This window comes from Bradyrhizobium sp. USDA 4473, from assembly GCF_054063335.1.
This window is the reverse complement of record NZ_JBSSGE010000001.1, coordinates 7,630,289-7,651,573: the sequence shown is the minus strand read 5'-3', so window position 1 is coordinate 7,651,573 and position 21,285 is coordinate 7,630,289. Positions and strand designations below refer to the sequence as shown.

General features: G+C 64.7%; 16 protein-coding genes. 9 read left to right on the top strand and 7 right to left on the bottom strand.

The genetic code is table 11. The features are described 5' to 3' along the window. Positions 1-108: 108 nt before the first annotated feature. Both ACVW17_RS35810 and ACVW17_RS35805 read left to right on the top strand, forming a co-directional pair. The gene (locus ACVW17_RS35810; RefSeq protein ID WP_456798658.1) at positions 109-1,356 is read left to right on the top strand and encodes an efflux RND transporter periplasmic adaptor subunit; all 1,248 of its coding nucleotides are present in this window, start codon (positions 109-111) and stop codon (positions 1,354-1,356) included. A gap of 23 nt (positions 1,357-1,379) precedes the next feature. After that, positions 1,380-4,562 (top strand): efflux RND transporter permease subunit, encoded by a 3,183-nt coding sequence (locus ACVW17_RS35805; RefSeq protein ID WP_456798657.1) that lies wholly within the window; start codon positions 1,380-1,382, stop codon positions 4,560-4,562. 36 nt (positions 4,563-4,598) lie between these two features. Here ACVW17_RS35805 and ACVW17_RS35800 read toward each other — a convergent pair whose 3' ends face one another. The 4 genes from ACVW17_RS35800 to ACVW17_RS35785 form a co-directional block, all read right to left on the bottom strand. Further along, a complete protein-coding gene (locus tag ACVW17_RS35800; RefSeq protein ID WP_456798656.1) occupies positions 4,599-4,817 on the bottom strand; it encodes a hypothetical protein in 219 nt (72 codons plus the stop codon). A gap of 216 nt (positions 4,818-5,033) precedes the next feature. Continuing rightward, a complete protein-coding gene (locus ACVW17_RS35795) occupies positions 5,034-5,834 on the bottom strand; it encodes an SDR family NAD(P)-dependent oxidoreductase (protein ID WP_456798655.1) in 801 nt (266 codons plus the stop codon). 1 nt (position 5,835) lies between these two features. Continuing rightward, on the bottom strand, positions 5,836-6,390 hold the full coding sequence (locus ACVW17_RS35790; protein WP_456798654.1) for a carboxymuconolactone decarboxylase family protein: 555 nt from the start codon (positions 6,388-6,390) through the stop codon (positions 5,836-5,838). A gap of 47 nt (positions 6,391-6,437) precedes the next feature. After that, a complete protein-coding gene (locus ACVW17_RS35785; RefSeq protein ID WP_456798653.1) occupies positions 6,438-7,388 on the bottom strand; it encodes a hypothetical protein in 951 nt (316 codons plus the stop codon). Between the two features lie 236 nt (positions 7,389-7,624). On the opposite strand from ACVW17_RS35785, the gene ACVW17_RS35780 reads away from it, so the two are divergent. The 4 genes from ACVW17_RS35780 (at position 7,625) to ACVW17_RS35765 (ending at position 14,574) form a co-directional block, all read left to right on the top strand. Further along, entirely contained in the window at positions 7,625-11,098 is a 3,474-nt protein-coding gene (locus ACVW17_RS35780; protein ID WP_456798652.1) for an indolepyruvate ferredoxin oxidoreductase family protein, read from the top strand. Between the two features lie 182 nt (positions 11,099-11,280). Then, positions 11,281-11,667, top strand: coding sequence for a hypothetical protein (locus ACVW17_RS35775; protein ID WP_456799013.1), 387 nt, complete (start codon positions 11,281-11,283; stop codon positions 11,665-11,667). 344 nt (positions 11,668-12,011) lie between these two features. Beyond that, positions 12,012-13,592: an alkaline phosphatase D family protein gene (locus ACVW17_RS35770; protein ID WP_456798651.1), complete on the top strand. Its 1,581-nt coding sequence runs from the start codon at positions 12,012-12,014 to the stop codon at positions 13,590-13,592. A gap of 163 nt (positions 13,593-13,755) precedes the next feature. After that, positions 13,756-14,574 carry an aldo/keto reductase gene (locus ACVW17_RS35765; protein WP_456798650.1) on the top strand — a complete coding sequence of 273 codons (819 nt, stop codon included), beginning with the start codon at positions 13,756-13,758 and terminating at the stop codon, positions 14,572-14,574. A 92-nt stretch (positions 14,575-14,666) separates the two neighbouring features. Here ACVW17_RS35765 and ACVW17_RS35760 read toward each other — a convergent pair whose 3' ends face one another. Beyond that, complete coding sequence (locus ACVW17_RS35760) at positions 14,667-14,894, bottom strand: hypothetical protein (protein ID WP_456756216.1); 228 nt, start codon at positions 14,892-14,894, stop codon at positions 14,667-14,669. Between the two features lie 161 nt (positions 14,895-15,055). Between ACVW17_RS35760 and ACVW17_RS35755 the strand changes: the two genes are divergently transcribed. Next, positions 15,056-16,336 carry an amidohydrolase family protein gene (locus ACVW17_RS35755; RefSeq protein WP_456798649.1) on the top strand — a complete coding sequence of 427 codons (1,281 nt, stop codon included), beginning with the start codon at positions 15,056-15,058 and terminating at the stop codon, positions 16,334-16,336. A 10-nt stretch (positions 16,337-16,346) separates the two neighbouring features. Here the strand turns inward: ACVW17_RS35755 and ACVW17_RS35750 are convergent, their stop codons facing one another. Together ACVW17_RS35750 and ACVW17_RS35745 are read right to left on the bottom strand one after the other, a co-directional pair. After that, entirely contained in the window at positions 16,347-17,585 is a 1,239-nt protein-coding gene (locus tag ACVW17_RS35750; protein WP_456798648.1) for an aminotransferase-like domain-containing protein, read from the bottom strand. 62 nt (positions 17,586-17,647) lie between these two features. After that, positions 17,648-18,190, bottom strand: coding sequence for a DUF3124 domain-containing protein (locus tag ACVW17_RS35745; protein WP_456756213.1), 543 nt, complete (start codon positions 18,188-18,190; stop codon positions 17,648-17,650). A 58-nt stretch (positions 18,191-18,248) separates the two neighbouring features. Here ACVW17_RS35745 and ACVW17_RS35740 point away from each other — a divergent pair, with 58 nt between their 5' ends. Beyond that, positions 18,249-19,982 carry a cation:proton antiporter domain-containing protein gene (locus ACVW17_RS35740; RefSeq protein WP_456798647.1) on the top strand — a complete coding sequence of 578 codons (1,734 nt, stop codon included), beginning with the start codon at positions 18,249-18,251 and terminating at the stop codon, positions 19,980-19,982. A 200-nt stretch (positions 19,983-20,182) separates the two neighbouring features. Further along, positions 20,183-21,259, top strand: a complete 1,077-nt coding sequence (gene ribB, locus ACVW17_RS35735; protein ID WP_456798646.1) for a 3,4-dihydroxy-2-butanone-4-phosphate synthase — start codon at positions 20,183-20,185, stop codon at positions 21,257-21,259. The last annotated feature ends 26 nt before the right edge of the window (positions 21,260-21,285 follow it).

The window sequence follows — 21,285 nt, the reverse complement described above, 5'->3', positions numbered from 1 at the left end:
CCCCACGAATGAGATAATAAATTCATAGTGCTCGATACATAAGTATCTTGCGAACCGGCGTCCAGCTCCACATCTGTAGCGAACACTACAGATATCTGGAGCGCGTGAATGCCCTCGTCAACCCAAAATCCCCGTTTCGGCGGTTTCCGACGCGTCGTCGGCGGTGTCGTGATCCTTGGCGCCCTCGCGGCGGCCGGGTCGATCGCGACCGGCCACTATTTCCATGCAGCCCAGGCGACCGCGACTGCCACCGCCGCCGCTGAACCGGCGGTGCCGGTCACCGTGGCCGTGATCCACCCGCGGCCGACCACCCTGTTCGATGACTTCTCCGGCCGCCTCGAGGCCGTCGATCGCGTCCAGCTGCGTCCGCGGGTGGCGGGTGCGATCCTGTCGACCAACTTCACCGAGGGCGCGCTGGTGAAGGCCGGAGACATCCTGTTCAAGATCGACCCTGCGCCCTATGCGGCCGAGGTCGACCGGGCCCAGGCGCAGCTCGAGGCCGCCAAGGCCCGTGCGGTTTTTGCCGCCAATGAGGTTGAGCGCGGCGCGCAGCTGGTCGGCAACAACATCGTCACCAAGCGCGATTTCGACCAGCGCGACAACACCAATCGCGAGGCGATCGCTAACGTGAAAGCCGCCGAAGCCGCGTTGCAGACTGCAAAGCTCAATCTCGACTACACCGAGGTCCGCGCGCCGGTCGACGGCCGGGTCGGCCGGATCGAGGTCACGGTCGGCAATCTCGTCGCAGCGGGGACATCTTCGCCGGTGCTGACTTCGCTGGTCTCGGTCAATCCGATCTATGCGAGCTTCGATGCCGACGAGGAAGTGGTGCTGCGCGCGCTGAATTCGATCGCGGATGCCTCCGGCAAGCGCGGCAATCTCGACCAGATCCCGGTCGACATGGTGACGTCGGGCGGCCTCAGCGCCAAGGGGCACATCCAGCTGATCGACAACCAGGTCAACGGTCAGAGCGGCACCATTCGCGTCCGCGCCGTGTTCAACAACGATGACGGGCGATTGATCCCCGGCCAGTTCGCCCGCGTGCGCATGGGCCAGCCCAAGCAGCAGACCCTGGTGCTGATCGACGAGCGCGCCGTCGGCACCGACCAGGACAAGAAGTTCGTCATGCTGGTCGGCGACGACAGCCGCGCGGTCTACCGCTCGGTCACCCTTGGCGGCGCGGTCGATGGCCTGCGGATCGTCACCGCCGGCCTGAAATCCGGCGACCGCATCGTCGTCAATGGCCTGCAACGCGTGCGTCCCGGTGCGCTTCTGAAGATGGAAGTCGCCGAGATGGGCGCCCGCGGCATGCAGCAGGCATCCACTGAAACCAACCAGCACGTCGTGCAGCGCTAGGCGCTACACGCGGGGGCGGAGCCATGAATCTCTCGAAATTCTTCATCGACCGGCCGATCTTCGCCGGCGTGCTATCGATCCTGATCTTCCTGGCCGGCCTGATCTCGCTGGTGGCGATGCCGATCTCGGAATATCCCGATGTGGTGCCGCCGTCGGTCGTGGTACGCGCGACCTATCCCGGCGCCAATCCGAAGGTGATCGCCGAGACGGTGGCCACGCCGATCGAGGAGCAGATCAACGGCGTCGAAGGCATGCTTTATATGTCGAGCCAGGCGACCACCGACGGCGCGATGACGCTGACGGTGACGTTCCGGCTCGGCACCGACCCCGACAAGGCGACGCAACTGGTACAGAACCGTGTGCAGCAGGCCGAGCCGCGCCTGCCGGCCGTGGTGCGCCAGCTCGGCATCATCACCAAGAAGAGCTCGCCCGACCTCACCATGGTCGTGCATCTGCTGTCGCCGAACAACCGCTACGACATGACGTATCTGCGCAACTACGCAGTGCTCAACGTCAAGGACCGGCTGGCACGGATCGACGGCGTCGGCGACGTCCAGCTCTATGGCGCGGGCGACTATTCGATGCGGGTCTGGGTCGATCCGCAGAAGGCGGCCGAGCACAGCCTGACCGCAAGCGATGTGGTGCGCGCGATCCAGGCGCAGAACGTCGAGGCGGCCGCCGGCGTGGTCGGCTCCTCGCCGAGCGTCAAGGGTCTCGACCTGCAGCTCTCCGTCAACGCGGAGGGACGGCTGTCGACCGAGGAGCAGTTCGGCGACATCGTGGTCAAGACCGGCTCAGCCGGCGAGGTGGTGCGGCTGCGCGACGTCGCCCGGATCGAGCTTGGCGCCTCCGAATACGGCCTGCGCTCGCTGCTCGACAACAAGCAGGCGGTCGCGATCCCGATCTTCCAGGCGCCGGGCTCGAACGCGCTTGAGATCTCCGACCATGTCCGCGCCACCATGGCCGAGATCAAGAAGAACATGCCGGAAGGCGTGTCCTACCAGATCGTCTACGATCCCACCCAGTTCGTGCGCTCCTCGATCGAGGCCGTGATCCACACCCTGCTCGAGGCGATCGCGCTCGTCGTGCTGGTCGTGATCCTGTTCCTGCAGACCTGGCGCGCCTCGATCATTCCCTTGATCGCGGTTCCGGTGTCGATCGTCGGCACCTTCGCGGTGATGCATGTGTTCGGCTTCTCGATCAACGCGCTCAGCCTGTTCGGCCTGGTGCTCGCGATCGGTATCGTGGTCGACGACGCCATCGTCGTGGTCGAGAACGTCGAGCGCAACATCGAATCCGGGCTGTCGCCGCGCGACGCCACCAACCAGGCGATGCGCGAAGTGTCCGGTCCGATCATCGCGATCGCGCTGGTCCTGATCGCGGTGTTCGTGCCGCTCGCCTTCATCTCCGGCCTCACCGGGCAGTTCTACAAGCAGTTCGCGCTGACGATTGCGATCTCGACCGTGATCTCGGCGATCAACTCGCTGACGCTGTCGCCGGCGCTGTCGGCGCTGCTCTTGAAGGGCCATCACGAACCGAAGGACTGGCTGAGCCGGATCATGGAACGGTCGCTGGGCTGGTTCTTCCGCGGCTTCAACAAGGTCTTCACCAAGTCCTCGGAGAACTACGGCCGTACCGTCACCAAGGTGATCTACGGCAAGGCCGTGGTGATCGGCCTCTACGTGCTGCTGATCGGCGTGACCGGCGTGCTGTTCAAGCAGGTGCCGTCGGGCTTCGTGCCGGGCCAGGATAAGCAGTATCTGGTCGGCTTTGCCCGGCTGCCCGACGGCGCGACGCTCGACCGCACCGAGGAAGTGATCCGCAAGATGAGCGACATCGCGCTGACCCAGCCGGGTGTCGAAAGCTCGGTGGCATTCCCCGGCCTGTCGATCTCCGGCTTCACCAACTCCTCCAACGCCGGCATCGTGTTTTCGACGTTGAAGCCGTTCGACGAGCGCAAGGATCCGTCGCTCTCGGGACCTGCGATCGCGATGGCGCTGAACAAGAAATATGCCGGCATCCAGGACGCCTTCATCGCCATGTTCCCGCCGCCGCCGGTCAACGGTCTCGGCACCATCGGCGGCTTCAAGCTGCAGATCGAGGACCGTGCGGGCCTCGGCTATGAGGCGCTGAACGACGCCACCAAGGCGTTCATGGGCGCGATCCAGAAGGCGCCGGAGATCGCTGGTGCATTCTCGAGCTTCCAGGTCAACGTGCCGCAGCTGTTCGCCGAGATCGACCGCACCAAGGCGTTGCAGCTCGGCGTGCCCGTTACGGAAGTCTTCAACACGCTGCAGATCTATCTCGGTTCCTACTATGTCAACGACTTCAACAAATTCGGCCGCACCTATTCGGTCTATGTGCAGGCCGACGCGCCGTTCCGCGCGCGTGCCGACGACATCAGACAATTGAAGGTGCGTTCGTCGTCCGGCGACATGGTGCCGCTGTCGGCCTTGCTGAAAGTCCGCCAGAGCGCGGGTCCGGAACGTGCGATCCGCTACAACGGCTTCCTGTCGTCGGACATCAACGCCGCGGCCGCGCCCGGCTATTCCTCCGGCCAGGCGCAGGAGGCGGCGACGCGGATCGCGGCCGAAGTGTTGCCGCCGGGCTTTGCCTTCGAATGGACCGACCTGACCTATCAGGAGTTCATCGCCGGCAATTCCGGGCTCTGGGTGTTTCCGCTTGCGATCCTCCTGGTGTTCCTGGTGCTCGCCGCGCTCTATGAGAGCCTGGCGCTGCCGCTCTCGATCATCATGATCGTGCCGATGGGCCTGCTGGCCGCGATGTTCGGCGTCTGGCTGTCGAAGGGCGACAACAACGTCTTCACCCAGATCGGCCTGATCGTGCTGGTCGGCTTGTCGGCCAAGAACGCCATCCTGATCGTCGAGTTCGCGCGCGAGCTCGAATTCGCCGGGCGCTCACCGATTCGCGCCGCGATCGAGGCGAGCCGGCTGCGGCTGCGGCCGATCCTGATGACGTCGATGGCGTTCATCATGGGCGTGCTGCCGCTGGTGCTGTCGACCGGCGCGGGTTCGGAGATGCGGCGCGCGATGGGCGTCGCGGTGTTCTCCGGCATGATCGGCGTCACGGTGTTCGGCCTGTTCCTGACGCCGGTGTTCTATGTGCTGCTGCGCAGCCTCACCGGCATGAAGCCGCTGACGCAGCACGGCGAGGCGACGATCCCGGGAAAGGCACACGCGGCATGATGCCGCGTGTGTAAGCTTGATGTCAGCTTCGAAGGATCAGGCTGCGATATCGAGCAGCAGCAGCGACGAACCGCGGACCAGCACCTTGCGGCCCGCGGGCGTCAGTTCAAACGAATCGCCGCGCATGGCGACGTAGCCGAGCGTGATCAGGCTCTCGACGGCAAATCGGTTCAGCCGTGACGGGTTTGCTGCGGGAGCCCGCAGCGTTTTCAGCGCATCCCACTGATCGGGTCTGAGTTCGAATTCTTCGCTCATCGGTCCAGGCACTCCAGAAGTTCTTGGCGTGCGAGATACCGAGCGCAGATGAATTTCGTGCGACCACAACGAGTCAGGATTTCGATTTATGTGGACGCGCCGTCACATCGCCGTGTCATTGGAATACTTCAATTTTTTCGAATCATTGCGGCGCAATAACGCGTGATTGCGTCACATAGATTAACCGCGCGTGGTCACATAGGTTAATCGTCCGGGTTAACCGCGCCGCACGCTTGCGCCGCCATCGACCGGCAACGTGACACCGGTCACGAAATTCGCCTCATCAGAGGCGAGAAACAGCGCGGCATTGGCGACATCCCAGCCGGTGCCCATCTTGTGACGCAGCGGCACCTTGCTGTCGCGCTCGGCCTCGACCTCGGCGCGGCTCTTCTTGAATTCGCGCGCCCGCGTGTCCACCGCCATCGGCGTGTTCATCAATCCCGGCAGGATCACGTTTGCGCGAATGCCATATTGCGCATTCTGGTAGGCGAGCTGTTCGGTGAAGGCGATCATCGCCGCCTTGGTCGCCTTGTAGGCGACGTAGGGATAGGTCGTGATCGCGGCCATCGACGAGATGTTGATGATCGAGCCGCGCTGCTGCCGGCGCATGATCGGGATCACATGCTTGGCGGCGAGGATGCAGCTCTTCAGGTTGATCGCCACGCAGCGGTCGAACGCTTCTTCGGTAAGGTCGAGCAGTTCGGCATCGCCGCCGGACAGGCTGACGCCGACATTGTTGTGCAGGATATCGACGCTGCCCCAGCGGCCATGCGCATCCGCGACCATCGCCTTGATGTCGGCATTTTTGGTGACGTCGGCCTTGAAGGCAACTGACGTGCCGCCCTTGGCCGCGATCAGGTCGACGGTCTCCTGGGCCGACGCCAGGTTGTGATCGACACACAGCACCTTGGCGCCTTCGCGGGCGAAGGTCAGCGCAGTGGCGCGGCCGTTGCCGATACCCTCGCCGGGGCTCTGGCCGGCGCCGACGACGATGGCGACGCGATCTTTAAGGCGCATCTCACTTCACTCCCGGGATCGGGTACTGTTGCAGTACCTCTTTGTAGGTGGGCTCGTTGTCGATCTGCATGGTGGCAAGCACCCGCACCACGGCGCAGTAGAACGCGATGGTCAGTACCAGGTCGGTCATGTGTTCGTCGGACAGCTCCCGCTTGATCTCGGCGAAGGTCGCCTCCGACATCGCGAGCTCGCGCACCATCTCGCGGGCACCCCTGAGGATCGTTTTCGCCAACGGCTCGAGCGCCGAGGGCTGGCCGTTGGTCTCGGCGATCAGGCCCTGGATGTCCTCGTCGGTGACGCCGAACTCCTTGCCGATCTTCACATGGTGGGTGAACTCGTATTCCGACTTCTCGAGCCAGCCGACCTGCAGGATCGCAAGCTCGCGCAAGCGCGGATCGAGCTTGCTCTTGAAGCGGATATAGCCGCCGACGCCGTTGAAGGCGCGCGCCATCTCCGGCGAGTTGACCAGCAGCTTGTGCAGATTGGTGTTGCGCTTGAGCATGTCGCGATATTCTGGCGCGACCTGGTCGGCTTCGAGATAGGGCAGGCGGGCCATTGTTGTTATCCTTGGTTCGGCGGCTTGCGGAACAGGCGGCTATTGTCTCAGCCGTAGAGGGCTTTGTGCTCGCTTTCGTAATTGGCGTAGGAGTCCTTCATGCTGGCGCCGTTGAGCAGCATGGTCGCAACCACGGCGTTGTCGGCATCGAACACCGTCGAGCGCACCCACATGCTCTCGGTGCGCTTGCTGCCGGAGAGCGCCACGACCTCGCGCTCGACCCAATAGGTCTCGCCCGGGAATAGCGGCCCGCGCACGAGCCGGATCTCCTGGTCGGCGAACAGCCCGACGGCGGGCCCACGGACCGGCAACCGGTCCTCGCGGGCGCGGTACTGGAACAGCACGCTCAGCATCTCCATCGGGATGATGGCGCGGCCCCAGGGATTGTGCTCCAGCGAATAATAGTCCGACGGCTCGGTGATCACCTTGAGCTTGTCGGCCAGCGAGAACGGGTAGAGATCGCCCATGTTCTGGTCGAAATCCATCCTGATCGCCTGCCGCGGCGTCTTCATGCCGACCTTGATGTCGGCGAGGATCACCGGATCGGTCAGCGGCTTCAGTTCGCCGAGCCGATGGCTCAGCGCGGTCTCGCTGCCGTCACCGTCGATCGAGGCGGTGCCGCGCAGGATTTCAGTGCCGTCGCGCTTGATCATCCCGATGGTGCAAACGGTCTGCCCCGGCTTCGGCTTCTCGATCTGGGCCTGCACCTCTTCGCCTTCGAACACCGGGTTGCGATAATGCGCGGAGAGGCATCCGGTCATGAACCAGGCGCGGCCCCAGATCCGCTCGCACAGCGGCGCGAACTGGCTGAAATGGGTCGGTCCCTCGATCGTGCCGCCGCGGAAGCCGAGCTTCTGCGCGGTTGCGTCGTCGTGGATCGACGCGTGGGAGTCGTAGGTCTGGGCCTGCAGCATCTGCTTCGGGCTGCGCCAGGGACCCACCAGCAGACTCTCCTTCTCCACGATTTCCGTCGTGAACGCGGATTCGACTGTAATCATCCTTGGTCTCCCTTTGCCCGCCACCGTTTCAAAGATGCCGGGGTTCGGCAAGCCTCGCAGGACTACAAAGCCTCGCGGAGCAACAAGGCCTCGCAGGCGCAGCACGAGATATGTGCTGCGGCCATGGAACGGGGCTGTTCATGCATAACAAAATCAGTGCATGCTGATGCATGATTATTCCGACGACAACGAGACCGGTGCGGACCGGCGCGACTAACCGGCGGGGAGCCTGACTGATGGCGTTGATGGAAGTTGGACTGGACGACAAGTACCGGTTGGACACCAAGCGAATCTTCCTCTCCGGTACCCAGGCGCTGGTCCGATTGCCCATGTTGCAGCGCGAACGCGACCGCGCGCACGGGCTGAGCACCGCCGGTTTCATCTCCGGTTACCGCGGCTCGCCGCTCGGCATGTACGACCATGCGCTGTGGCGAGCGAAATCCTTTCTGAAGCAGCATGACATCGCCTTCGTTCCCGGCCTCAACGAGGATCTGGCGGCGACCGCGGTCTGGGGCAGCCAGCAGGTCGGCATGTTCCCCGGCGCCAAGGTCGATGGCGTGTTCGGCATCTGGTACGGCAAGGGCCCCGGCGTCGACCGCTCGCTCGATGCGCTCAAGCACGCCAACTCGGCCGGCACCTCGCCGAATGGCGGCGTGATCGCGCTCGCCGGTGACGACCATGGCTGCCAGTCCTCCACGCTCGCGCATCAGAGCGAGCAGGTGTTCGCCTCGGCGCTGATGCCGGTGGTCAATCCGGCAACGTTGCAGGATTATCTCGATCTCGGCATCCTCGGCTTTGCGCTGTCGCGCTATTCCGGCTGCTGGGTCGGCTTCAAGGCGATCTCCGAGACGGTGGAAAGCTCGGCCTCGATCGTCAGCGATCCCGACCGCATCAGGATCATCATGCCCGACGATTTCGAGATGCCGCCGGGCGGGCTCTCGATCCGCTGGCCGGATCCGCCGCTGGAGGCCGAACGTCGTCTGCACGGACCCAAGATGGAGGCCATCGCGGCCTTCGCCCGCGCCAACCGGTTCGACCGCATCGTGCTGGATTCCAAGCCGGCGCGGCTCGGCATCATGGCGACCGGCAAGGCCTATCTCGACTTGCGCCAGGCGCTCGCCGATCTCGGCATCACCGATGCCGAGGCGCAGGCGCTGGGGCTGCGCATCTACAAGGTGGCGCTGACCTGGCCGCTCGAAGCAAACGGCGCGCGCGCCTTCGCCGAGGGCTTGCAGGACGTGCTGGTGGTCGAGGAGAAGCGCGGCTTCATCGAGGACCAGCTGGTCCGCATCCTCTACAACATGGATGCTGCCAGGCGTCCGTCGGTGGTCGGCAAGCGCGACGAGAGCGGCGCGCCGCTGTTGCCGAGCGAGGGCGAGTTGACGCCGACCATGGTCGCCGCCGCCGTGGTGGCGCGGCTGCGCAAGCTCGGCCACCGCAGTCCGCTGCTGGAGCAGCGCCTGGCAAAACTCGAGGCGTTCGATCGTCCGGCCGAGGGTACGGGGACCGCGAAACTGTCGCGGACGCCGTATTTCTGCTCGGGCTGCCCGCACAATTCGTCGACCAAGATCCCCGAGGGCAGCCGCGCGATGGCCGGCATCGGCTGTCACGGCATGGCGCTGTCGGTGCCGAACCGCAACACCCAGACCATCTCGCATATGGGCGCGGAGGGCGTGAGCTGGATCGGGCAGGCGCCGTTCACCAGCGAACAGCACGTGTTCCAGAATCTCGGCGACGGCACCTACACGCATTCCGGTCTGCTGGCGCTGCGCGCGGCGGCGGCCGCCGGCGTCAACATCACCTACAAGATCCTCTACAACGATGCGGTGGCGATGACCGGCGGTCAGCCCGCCGAGGGCGGCTTCACGGTCTCGCAGATCGCGCATCAGGTCTGGGCGGAGGGCACCAAGAAGCTCGCGATCGTCTCCGACGATCCCGACAAATATCCCGCCAATTATTTCCCGTCGGGCGCCACCATCCATCATCGCCGCGAGCTCGACGCCGTGCAGCGCACCTTGCGCGAGATCGAGGGCCTCACCGTCCTGATCTACGACCAGACCTGCGCCGCCGAGAAGCGCCGCCGCCGCAAGCGCGGGCTGTTTCCCGATCCGGCCAAGCGCGTGTTCATCAATGAGCGCGTCTGCGAAGGCTGCGGCGACTGCTCGGTGGCGTCGAACTGCGTCTCGGTGCAGCCGCTGGAGACAGAGCTCGGTCGCAAGCGCCGCATCGACCAGTCGAACTGCAACAAGGATTTCTCCTGCATCGAGGGCTTCTGCCCGAGCTTCGTGATGGTGCAGGATCCCAAGCTGCGCAAGGCCGACCGCACCGCTGCCGATCCGAAGGCGCTGTTTGCCGACCTGCCGACGCCGCCTGCGGCCACCCTGAGCAATCCCTACAACATCCTGATCACCGGCATCGGCGGCACCGGCGTCATCACCATCGGCGCGCTGCTCGGCATGGCCGCGCATGTCGAGGGGCTGGCCTGCTCGACGCTCGACTTCACCGGCCTGTCGCAGAAGAACGGCGCGGTCATGAGCCATGTCCGGCTGGCGCCTACATCCGATATGCTGACCACGGTCCGCATCGCGCCGGGCAATGCCAATCTGATCCTCGGCTGCGACCTCGTCGTCGCCACCAGCGTGCCGGCGCTGAGCCGTGCCGAGCGCGGCGTCACCCGCGCCGTCGTCAACGCCGACCTGCTGCCGACCGCGAGCTTCGTGATCGATCCCGATATCGACTTCGAGGCAAGCTCGATGCGCGATGCCCTGAACGGCGCGGTGACATCAGGCGATCTCGACATCCTCGACGCCACCGGGCTTGCCACCGCGCTGATGGGCGACAGCATCGCCACCAACGCCTTCATGCTCGGCTTCGCGTTCCAGCGCGGCGCGATCCCGCTGTCGCTCGACGCGATTCTGAAAGCGATCGAGCTCAACGGCGCCGCGATCGAGATGAACAAGACCGCGTTCTCGTGGGGCCGGCTTGCCGCGCACGATCTTCAGCGCGTGGTCAGCGCCGCCCGCTTCAAGAATGCGGGCGCAGCTCCGGCCAAGAAGACGCTGGATGAAGCGATCGCATTCCGCGCCAAATTCCTCACCGACTATCAGGACGCGGCCTACGCCAAGCGCTATCTCGACGACGTCGCGCGTGTCCGCACGGCGGAAGCCGCGGCGGCGCCGGGCTCGCAGGACCTGACCGAGGCTTTTGCAAAAGGCCTGTTCAAGCTGATGGCCTACAAGGACGAATACGAGGTCGCGCGGCTCTATTCCGATGGCGAGTTCAGCAAGGCGCTGCGGGAGCAGTTCGAGGGCAATTCCGGTTTGAAGGTCCTGCTGGCGCCCCCGCTGCTGGCACAGCGCGATCCCGTCACCGGGCGCTTGCAGAAGCGCGAGTTCGGCCCGTGGATCTTCAAGGCGTTCGGCTTGCTGGCCGGGCTGAAGGGCCTGCGCGGCACCGCGTTCGACATCTTCGGCTATACCGCCGAGCGCAAAATGGAGCGCGCGCTGCCGGTCGAATATTCGGCGATGATCCTGCGGCATCTCGACGGCAACAAGCCGCTCGATCTGCCGCGCCTGGTGGCGCTGGCCAAGGCTGCGGACCTCGTGCGCGGCTACGGCCACATCAAGGAAGGCAACGTCGCCCGCTACCGCACCGAATGTGCGCGGCTGGAGCGTGCGATCGGCCAGCCGCTGGCACAGGCGGCCGAGTAGGGGAACTTTCCGCGGCCGCCTTGGTTGACCGGTAACCCTGCCCGCAACCTGCGGCTGGATTCGCGCGGCCGGGCCCCTACATGATGGCTGTTCTGTTCGAGTGATTTCAGGAGGCCTTTTTGACGGTCCTGAAAAACGTTTTGGTTGCAACCGTTTGCGCCGCGTGCCTGGCATGGGGCGGTGTGGCGTTGGCCGACGACTACCGCCCGAGCGAGTTCTTCAGCCTCGATCTTTCACGCGCAGTCCTGTCGCCGAAGCCGCTTGGCCCGCAGGCGCAGTTCGAGCCGGTTCCGGTCGAGGCGAAGGCCGACCATGGGCCGGATCAGCATGCAGCCGCCGAACCGAAGGTTGAGGAGCCGAAGGTCGAGCGGCAGAAGCCGGTACGGACCACCAGGGTGACGGCGCCGCGCGAGACGGCACCGCGCGAGCGGAAGCGCGCAGTCGCGCACGTTCCTGCTCGCGCCAAGCTCGCGCGTCGGCATTCGAACCCGCTCGATGCTGAAGCCCGCGATACCAGGATCCAGACCTGGCCGTGCCGCACCGGCGGCATCTGCAACTGGCGGCGGTGAGAGGCGGCGGCCGCGCCTCTCTCTTTCGAGGTGCACTAATCCCAAATCGTCATCCTGAGGAGCGCGCACTTGCGCGCGTCTCGAAGGATCGATGGCCCGTCTCTGGCCGATTCATCCTTCGAGACGCGCGGAGCCTGTCATCGGGCCGCGCTTCGCGCGGACCCGGTGGCGCCTCCTCAGGATGACGGGTCAGGCGCGTGAGCGCTCGGCGCCCGATGCCGTTCCCAGAATTTCCCTGAGTCATCCCGCCGTCGCAAAACCGTCGGCGCAGAGTCAAGAAACCGTCAGGGCGGAGTCAAACGGCCCAGGCAAAACCTTCGTTGCGATTCGACGAAGGTTATTCGATGCCGACAGCGATCTCCGCAAGGGGGCGAGGCCTTACAAGGCGTCAACTTCTGGTGCGCTCGGCGTCGACGGCTGCGCTCGCGGGATTGGAGGCGCTGGCAAGGGCCTATCTAAGCCGCGCCGCGGATCGGCCCGCGATCACAGGGATCCAGTCCGGCGATGTCGCCAGCGATTCCGCCGTGATCTGGGCCCGCGCCGATCGCGCCGCGCACATGCGGATCGAATGCGCCGCGGTCGAGAGCTTTGCCACCATCCTGCGCAGCGCGACCGCCGACGCGCTGCCGGAGCGCGACTTCACCGCAAAGCTGCTGCTGGATGGCCTGCCGCCGGGGCAGGACCTGTTCTATCGCGTCAGCTTCGAGGATCGCGACGGCCTCGTCGGCGAAAGCCGCATCGGGCATTTCCGCACTGCGCCGGTCGATCGCCGCTCGGTCTCCTTTGTCTGGTCCGGCGACGTCGTTGGGCAGGGCTGGGGCATCGACCCCGCTCGCGGCGGCCTGCGCAGCTACCGCACCATGCTGAACGAGCGCCCGGATTTCTTCATCCACTCGGGCGATCATATTTATGCGGATTGCACGGTGCCCGCGGAGCAAGCGCTGCCGAACGGCGAGGTCTGGCGCAACGTCGTCACCCCTGAGAAATCCGTCGTCGCGCAGACTCTTGAGCAGTTTCGCGGCAATTACAAATACAACTGGCTCGACGAGAATTTCCGCGCCTTCCATGCCGAGGTGCCTGTGTTCGCGCAGTGGGATGACCACGAGGTGGCCGATGACTGGTCGCCGATCGGCACCGCCGACGCGACCGGCTACGACGCGGACGGCAATTCGAAGCTGGTGGCGCGGGCGCGGCGTGCGTTCCACGAATTCATGCCGATGCGGCTGATGCCGGAGCGTGATGGCCGGGTCTATCGCAAGATCGCCTACGGGCCGCTGCTCGACGTCTTCATCATCGACATGCGCTCCTACCGCGATTCCGGCTGGAACAAGCAGGGCGATCCGGAGCAGGCGTTCATCCTCGGCGAGAGTCAGCTGGCCTGGCTGAAGCGCGAACTGATGGCATCGGATGCTGTCTGGAAGGTGATCGCGGCGGATCTGCCGATCGGGCTCATCAGCCTCGATGCCGTTGCGCTCGGCGACGGGCCGCCCGAGCGGCGCGAGCACGAGATCGCCGACCTGCTGTCCTTCATGAAGCGCGCCGGCGTCCGCAACACGGTGTGGCTCACGGCGGACATGCATTACACCGCGGCGCATCACTATGATCCGAACCGCGCCGTGTTCCAGGAGTTCGAGCCGTTCTGGGAGTTCGTCTCCGGTCCGCTGCATGCCGGCACCTGGTCGCCGGGCGCACTCGACAACACCTTCGGCCCGAAGGCGATGTACGAGAAGGGCTGCACCGCCGAGCAGGGCGACAACCTCGCGCCCTGCTTCGGCCTGCAATTCTTTGGCCGCGTCGACATCGACGGCAGGACCGCCGTGATGACAGTGACGCTGAAGGACGTCGACAACCACGATCTCTGGTCGGTCGACATCGAGCCAAGGCCGGACGCACGGCCCGGCCAGATCTTGGCGGAACATATTTAAGCTCGCCAATGCCGTCGCGACATCTTGATTTGCGGCGGCTTGCCCGAAGGGCCGGTTTGCGGGCAGACTAGGCATTGGCAGTCCTGCCAATTTCATTCCACGAAACGATTTGCTGGCGTGACGTCGTCGATTTCCTCGGCGTCCCACGCGTCAGGAGCTATCCATGGAAAATCTGCAGACACAGGGCATCAGCCTGCCGCAACTCGGGCTCGGCACCTTCCGCATGCAGGGCGATGCCTGCCGCGCGGCGGTCGAGAGCGCGCTCGGGCTCGGTTACCGGCACATCGACACCGCCGAGATGTACGCCAATGAAGAGCCGATCGGCGCGGCGATCGCGGCTTCCAAGGTCCCGCGCAAGGACCTGCATGTGACGACCAAGGTGTGGCACGAGAATCTGGCACCGGATGCGATCCGGACGGCGTTCGATGCCAGCCTGAAGAAGCTGCGGCTCGATCACGTCGATCTCTATCTGGTGCACTGGCCGTCGAAGAACATGAAGCTGCCGGCCGTGTTCGAAACGCTGATGCGGCTGAAGCAGGAGGGCCGCGTCCGGGCGATCGGCGTCGCCAATTTCACCACCGCGCTGCTCAAGATCGTGGTCGAGGACATCAAGGCGCCGATCGCCTGCAACCAGATCGAATATCACGCGATGCTGGACCAGACGCCGGTGCGGACATATCTCGCCGCGAAATCGATCCCGCTGGTGGCCTATTGTCCGCTGGCGCAGGGCCGTTTCGCGACCGACGAGACGCTGGCGAAGATCGGCAAGAAGCATGGTGCGACCGCAGCCCAGGTGGCGCTGAAATGGCTGCTCGATCAGGACGGCGTTGCGGCGATTCCGAAGGCCTCGCGCGCGGAGAGCCAGCAGGCCAATCTCGACGCGCTGAAGGTCAAGCTCGACGATGATGATCGCAACGCGATCGCTGCGCTCCGCAAGGACATGCGCTGCGTCAATCCGGGCTTTGCCCCGGCGTGGGATTGAGCCCCTCCAGCGTCTGATCAAGACGCAGAATAAGAAAATGGCTCCGCGAGGAGCCATTTTCCGTTGTGTCGGTCTCTTGGATGTGTCGGTGATTAGTAGCGATCGCGCCGGATCACGACCGTGCGGTCATGATCGTGATGCCAGCCGCGATGCCAACCGCGGTCATGCCAACCACGGCGCATCTCGGCGCGCGCGCCCCAGCCGCGATCCCAATGATGGTGATGGCCGCGCTTGATCACGACGGTCTCGGCGCTCGCAATCGACGGAACGGCCACTGCGAGCGTGCCGATCGCCGCAAGAACAAAACCAATCTTTTTCATGTCATCCTCCTCAAATGATGCGACGAGAAAACCGTGCAGGCATCGAAACGTTCCTGAGGAACAAGCAGAGTTTTCTGAACGGTTGTTCAGGTGGGCTTGCCTAACCCCGGAGTCCGACGCATCATCGCGCCACAAAAATCAATGTTCGGGGGGACGTTGCCGTGAGTGGATCTTCACGCCGGGATTTCTTGAAAGGTGCGGGATCGGCTGCCGCCGCTGCCATCGCAGGGCCGGCCGCAGCCGCGATGGGGCCGGATGACAAGTTCGACCTCGTGATCAAGAGCGGCGACGTGATCGATCCCAGCCAGTCGTTGCGCGGCAAGCGCGACATCGGCATCCGCTGGGGCCTGATCGAGGCGATCGAGGACGAGATCCCGGCCGCGCGCGCCAGCAAGATCATCGATGCGTCGGGCAAGCTCGTGATGCCGGGCCTCGTCGATCTGCATTGCCACGTCTACCCCTATGGATCCGCGATCGGCATTCCCGCCGACGAGCTGGTGCAATTCCAGGGCACCACGACAGTGGTCTCGGCCGGCGATGCCGGCGTCAACAACCTCGCGGCGCTGCGACGCTTCATCGTGGCGCAGTCGCGGACGCGGATTTATGCTTTCGTCCACATCGCCAATAACGGCCTGTCGGCCTTCCCGGTGGCCGAGCTCTACAACATCGACAACGCCCAGGTCGAAGCCTGCGCGATGGCGCTGGCCGAGAACCCGGACTTCCTGATCGGGGTCAAGGTGCGGATGTCGGAGAACGTCATCTTCAAGCACGGCATCGAGCCGCTGAAGCGCGGTATCCAGGCCTGCGAGATGTGCGGCTGGCCGGCGCGGATGATGGTGCATATCGGCGGCGTCGAGACCAAGGAGCTGATGTCCGACATTCTCGACCTGCTGCGGCCGGGCGATATCCTCACCCACGCCTATTCCGGCGCGCCGAACATGTCCGGCGCCTTCACCAACATCGTGCAGGACGGCAAGCTGTTGCCCGCAGCGCTCGCGGCCAAGCAGCGCGGCGTGCTGTTCGACGTCGGCCATGGCGGCGGCAGCTTTGACTTCACGGTGGCCGAGATCGCAATTCCGGCGGGCTGCACACCCGATACGATCTCTTCCGACATCCACGTCTTCTCCGGCAATTCGCCCGGCATCCCGTTCCTGCCGAACGTGATGAGCAAGTTTTTGGCGATGGGGTCCTCGCTGGATCAGGTCGTGGCAATGGCGACCTCGGCGCCGGCGCGGATCATCAATCGGACGCCCAAGATCGGCACGCTGCAGCGCGGCGCGCCCGGCGACCTCGCGATCATGGACCTCGTCGAAGGTCCGGTCACCTTCGTCGACACCCGCAACAACAAGCGCGATGGCAATCAGCAGTTGAAGCCGGTGCAGACAGTCATCAACGGCGTGCCGTTCGGCCGGCCCTATCAGGCGCCGTTTTCGGTGCGTTGAGCGCGGAACATCAGCCGCGCTTCTCCACATTGCTGCTGCGCGCGGGCACGCCGAATTCCTTGCGGCACACCTCGGCCAGCACCGCGATGCCTTCGCGGATCTGCGCGTGCGAGGGGTTCGCGAAGCAGAGCCGCAGCCGGCTGCCGGAATGCGCCTTGCTGGTCGACCATTCCGGTCCCGGATTGATCGAGACCCCGGCGGCGAGCGCGGCCTGATAGAGCTTCAACGTGTCGACATTGTCGGGCAGCTTGACCCACAGGAAGATGCCGCCCTTCGGCGCCTCGAATTCCGCCGCGGTGCCGAATTGCTCGTTCAGCGCCTCCATCAGCGTGTCGAGTTTTGCGCGCAGCCCTCGCGTCAGTTTGGGCACGTGGGTCGCGAAATGCGGCGCACAATATTCCGCGAGCACCATCTGCTCCAGCGCGCCGGAGCCGGCATCGGTCTTCAGCGGCAGCATCCGCGACATGATTGCCCATGGCGCGACGATGAAGCCGACCCGCAGCGCCGGCGCAATCGACTTCGAGAACGAGCCGATATGGATCACGCCGCCATGCGTGCTCATGGCGTAGATCGCGGGGGGCCGCTCGCCGTTCCAGATCAGATCGGCATAGCAATCGTCCTCGAAGATCGGCACGCCGTATTCTTTCGACAGCTTCAGCATCTCGGCGCGGCGGCTTTCGGGCAGGATCGAGCCGGTCGGGTTCTGCACGGTCGGGATGGTGTAGATGTATTTCGGCGTGATGCCGCGCCGCTTGTGATCGGCGAGCGCGGCGGCCAGCGCATCGATCCGGATGCCGTCGCCGTCGAGGGGAATGCCGACCGCGTTGACGCCGAGCCGCGTCAGCCGGTTCAGCGAGCCCTGATAGGTCTCCTGCTCGATCAGCACGGTGTCGCCCTTGGCGAGCAGGGTTTGATTGACCAGATCGAGCGCTTGCAGCGAACCGGAGACGATCATGATCTCATCCGGCGTGCAGCCAATTCCGGCATCGCGCTTCAGCTTCTCGGTCAGGAACTGGCGCAGCGGCAGATAGCCCTGTGGCCCGTGCGCGAGGTTGTAGGTCGCAAGATTCCGGCCCTCGCGCTTCAGCACGGCGTTGACCGCCTCCAATAGTCCGTCGACCGGGACCTGGTCGGGATCGTTGTTGCCGCCGACGAAGCTGTATTTGGCGAGCCCGGTCCAGCGCGCAGCCGGTGCAGGCAGGCCGGCCGGGAGCAGTGGTGCAAAATCGAACTGGGCTGAGGTGGACATGGGACGTTTCGCTCCGTGTTGTTATCGTTGAGGCGGCCGCACGTCAGCGGACGTCCGTGAAGTCAGTTCTTGCCGGTCAGCCGGATCGGGCGGCCCTGGCTGACGAAGGCATAGTGCCCGGCGCCGACGCTGCCGATCATCAGGGCCTCGACTGCCGGTTCCGCGATCTCGCCGGCGGCGGCCCAATCGACCACGAAATTCGCGCCGGTGCCGCCGCGTGTATCGGTCGTCGCGATCGCGACCTCGACGGTCGCAAACGGTTTTAGCGCGATCGGCGATTTGAGGTAGTTCTCCACCATCTTGCCTGATGTGTCGAAATAGGCGATCCGCTTCAGCACCAGCGGCTTGGTCTCGGAGGCATTGTGCACGCTGAGCGTCACCGAGAAATCCGCCCTGAGCTTGCCCTGGCTCATCGACACGCTGGAATACACCGGCACGTAGAACGCACCGGTGGCGGTGAGGCCTTCCGACGGCACCGCAGTCAGCGAGTTCGCAAAATTTTGTTCAATACTCGCCGGAGATTGTGCTAGCGCCTCCGTCACCCGCACGGTGGGCAGGCAGAGCAGAACTGCCAGAAAAATGCCGCCTGCGCGGATGTGACACATTGCTAGGTTGATCCTCACGCCCGGCCCTCTAGGTTGCGGCAAAGGAAGTCTTTGACGCATGCATGAACTGATTCCCGATATCACGCTCTGTATCCTGTTTGCCTGGGGGATTGGGCTATTGGCCCATTTCTCCCGGCAACCGCTGATCCTGGCGTACCTTATCGCCGGCTTTTTCATTGGTCCATTCGGCATGGGCTGGGTCAAGTCCCAGGAATCGATCAGCGTCATCTCCGAGCTCGGCCTGATCTTCATGCTGTTCATGATCGGGCTCGAAATCGACCTCAAGAAGATCATCCGCGCCGGCAAGGTCATCCTGTTCGCCGGCGCCGGCGAGCTGATCGGCGGCTGCCTGATCGGCGTGGCGTTCTTTGGGGGAATAGGCCTTGCGATCGGCGGCGGCAAGTTCGATGCGGTCTATCTCTGCGTCGCCTGCGCGCTGTCCTCGACCGTCATCATCGTCAAGGTGCTCTACGAGAAGCGCGAGCTCGATACGCTGCCGGGCCGCATCACGCTCGGCGTGCTGGTGCTGCAGGACATCTTCGCGATCCTGTTCCTGGCGGTTCAACCGAGCCTCGACAATCTGCAGATCAGCGTCGTGCTGCTGTCGATCGCCCGCGTTGCGGTGCTGGTCGCGACCGCACTGGTGCTGAGCCGCTACGTGCTGCCGCGGCTGTTCCACCAAATCGCGCGGCGGCCCGAACTGGTGCTGCTCGGCGCGCTTGCCTGGTGCTTCCTGATCGGCGAGATCGCCGAGCGGCTGCATCTGTCGCGTGAGATGGGTTCGCTGGTCGCGGGCGTCTCGATCTCGACCTTTCCCTACGCGCTCGACGTCACCGCCAAGGTCACGACGCTCAGGGATTTCTTCATCACGCTGTTCTTCGTCGCGCTCGGCATGACGATCCCGATCCCGGGCTTGCAGGTGATCGGACTGGCGCTTGTCATCGCGGCCTTCACGGTGGTGAGCCGCCTGGTCACGACATTCACGCCGCTCTATCTGATGAAGCAGGGCCTGCGCGCCAGCCTGCTGCCGGCGATCAATCTGGCGCAGATCTCCGAGTTCTCGCTGGTGGTGATCCAGACCGGCATCGCCGCCAACCATATCGGGACCGAGACCGCGAGCGCGGCCTCGTTCGCCTTCGTGGTGCTGGCAGTGCTCTCGACCTTCGCGATGGGGCGCAGCGACCAGATCGTGCGCGGCCTGATCGGCCCCTTGAAGCGCATCGGACTGCGCGATCTCGACCATGTCGGCGAAGGCCGCGGCGAGGGCGGCCAGGAGGGCGGACATGGCGAGATCCGGCGCATCGTGATCCTCGGCTTTTTCCGCGCCGCGAGCGCGCTGATCAGCCAGATCGAGCGGCAGAACCAGTCGCTGCTCGAGCAGATCAGCGTCATCGACTTCAATCCGCTGGTGTTCCGGACGCTGTCCGACCGCGGCATGCACGTGATCTATGGCGACATCAGCAACGTCGACACGCTGGTCCATGCCGGCATCGGCAAGGCCGAGATCATCATCCTGAGCGTGCCGGATTTCCTCCTGGTCGGCGCCGACAATGAGAAGCTGGTGCGCCACGTCCGCGCGCTCAATCCCACCGCGCGGATCGTCGCCACCGCCGATCTCCTGACCGGCGTCGACGATCTCTACGCCGCCGGCGCCGACTACGTGACGGTGACCCGGCTCAGCGACGCCGCCGAGCTTTACTCGGTGATCGAGGCCGCCGACGCCGGCCTGCTCGACGACAAGCGCGCCGAACTGGATGCCCAGCTCGCCGATCGGCGCGAGGTGCTGCCGTAGAAGCCGGCTGTGTAGCCCGGATGCAGCGAAGCGAAATCCGGGGATGTTTCCGTGTGCATGGTCCCGGATTTCGCTTCGCTCCATCCGGGCTACGAGCTCCTGGTATGCCTGCCAAACGCATGGCGGGTTGCATAATGATACTGGCGCTGCCATCGGAACCCGGCTAATCCACTGCCTGCATAAAGCGAGATGTCAGGACAATGGCCGATACGATCCAGGAAGTGCTGCAAGCCTTTGCGAAGGGTGAACTCGTCGTCGTCACCGACGATGACGATCGGGAAGGCGAGGGCGATCTGATCGTCGCGGCGTCGTTCTGCACGGCGGAAAAGATGGCCTTCATCATCCGCCACACCTCCGGCATCGTCTGCGCGCCGATTACCACCGAGGATGCCCGCCGGCTGCGGCTCGACCCGATGGTGGCGCACAACGAGTCCAACCACACCACGGCCTTCACCGTCTCGATCGACTACAAGCCCGATGGCGGCACCGGCATCTCGGCCGAGGAACGTGCCTCCTGCTGCCGCGCGCTGGCCAATCCCAATGCCGGCGCCAACGACTTCGCGCGCCCCGGCCACATCTTCCCGCTGATCGCGCGCGATGGCGGCGTGCTGCTGCGCTCGGGCCATACCGAAGCCGCGGTCGATCTGTGCCGGCTCTCGGGCTTGCCGCCGGTCGGTGTCATCAGCGAGCTGATGAACGACGATGGAACCGTGATGAAAGGCGAGCAGGTCGCGAAATTCGCCGCCGCCCACAAGCTCAAGCACGTCACGATCGCCGACATGATCGCCTACCGCCAGGCGCGCGAGAAGCTGATCGAGCGGGTCGCGACCTTCACCACCGAGAGCCCGATCGGTCCGCTGCAGGGCTACGCCTATCGTTCGCCGTTCGACGAGATCATGCATGCCGCCTTCGTCTATAACGGCATCGGCGATGGCCGGGACGTGCTGACACGGCTGCACAAGCCCAACATCGTCAAAGACCTCTTCACCGGGCCGGCGCGGATGGAAGCCGTGTTGCGGCACTTCGAGGCCGCCGGCCGCGGCGTGCTGGTCTATTTGCGCGACGGTGCCGCCGGTGTTCCGGTCCAGCCGGTCGGTGAGCAGAAGTCGGCGGAAGCCGATCGCAACAAGCAATGGCGCGAGGTCGGCGTCGGCGCCCAGATCTTGCGCGATCTCGGCATCACCTCGATCCGGCACTTGACCTCGTCGGTGCACGACTACAAGGGATTGTCCGGTTTCGGCATCGAGATCGTGTCGAATGAGAAGTTCGACGGTTAGCACCCGTCATTCCGGGGCGCGCGATA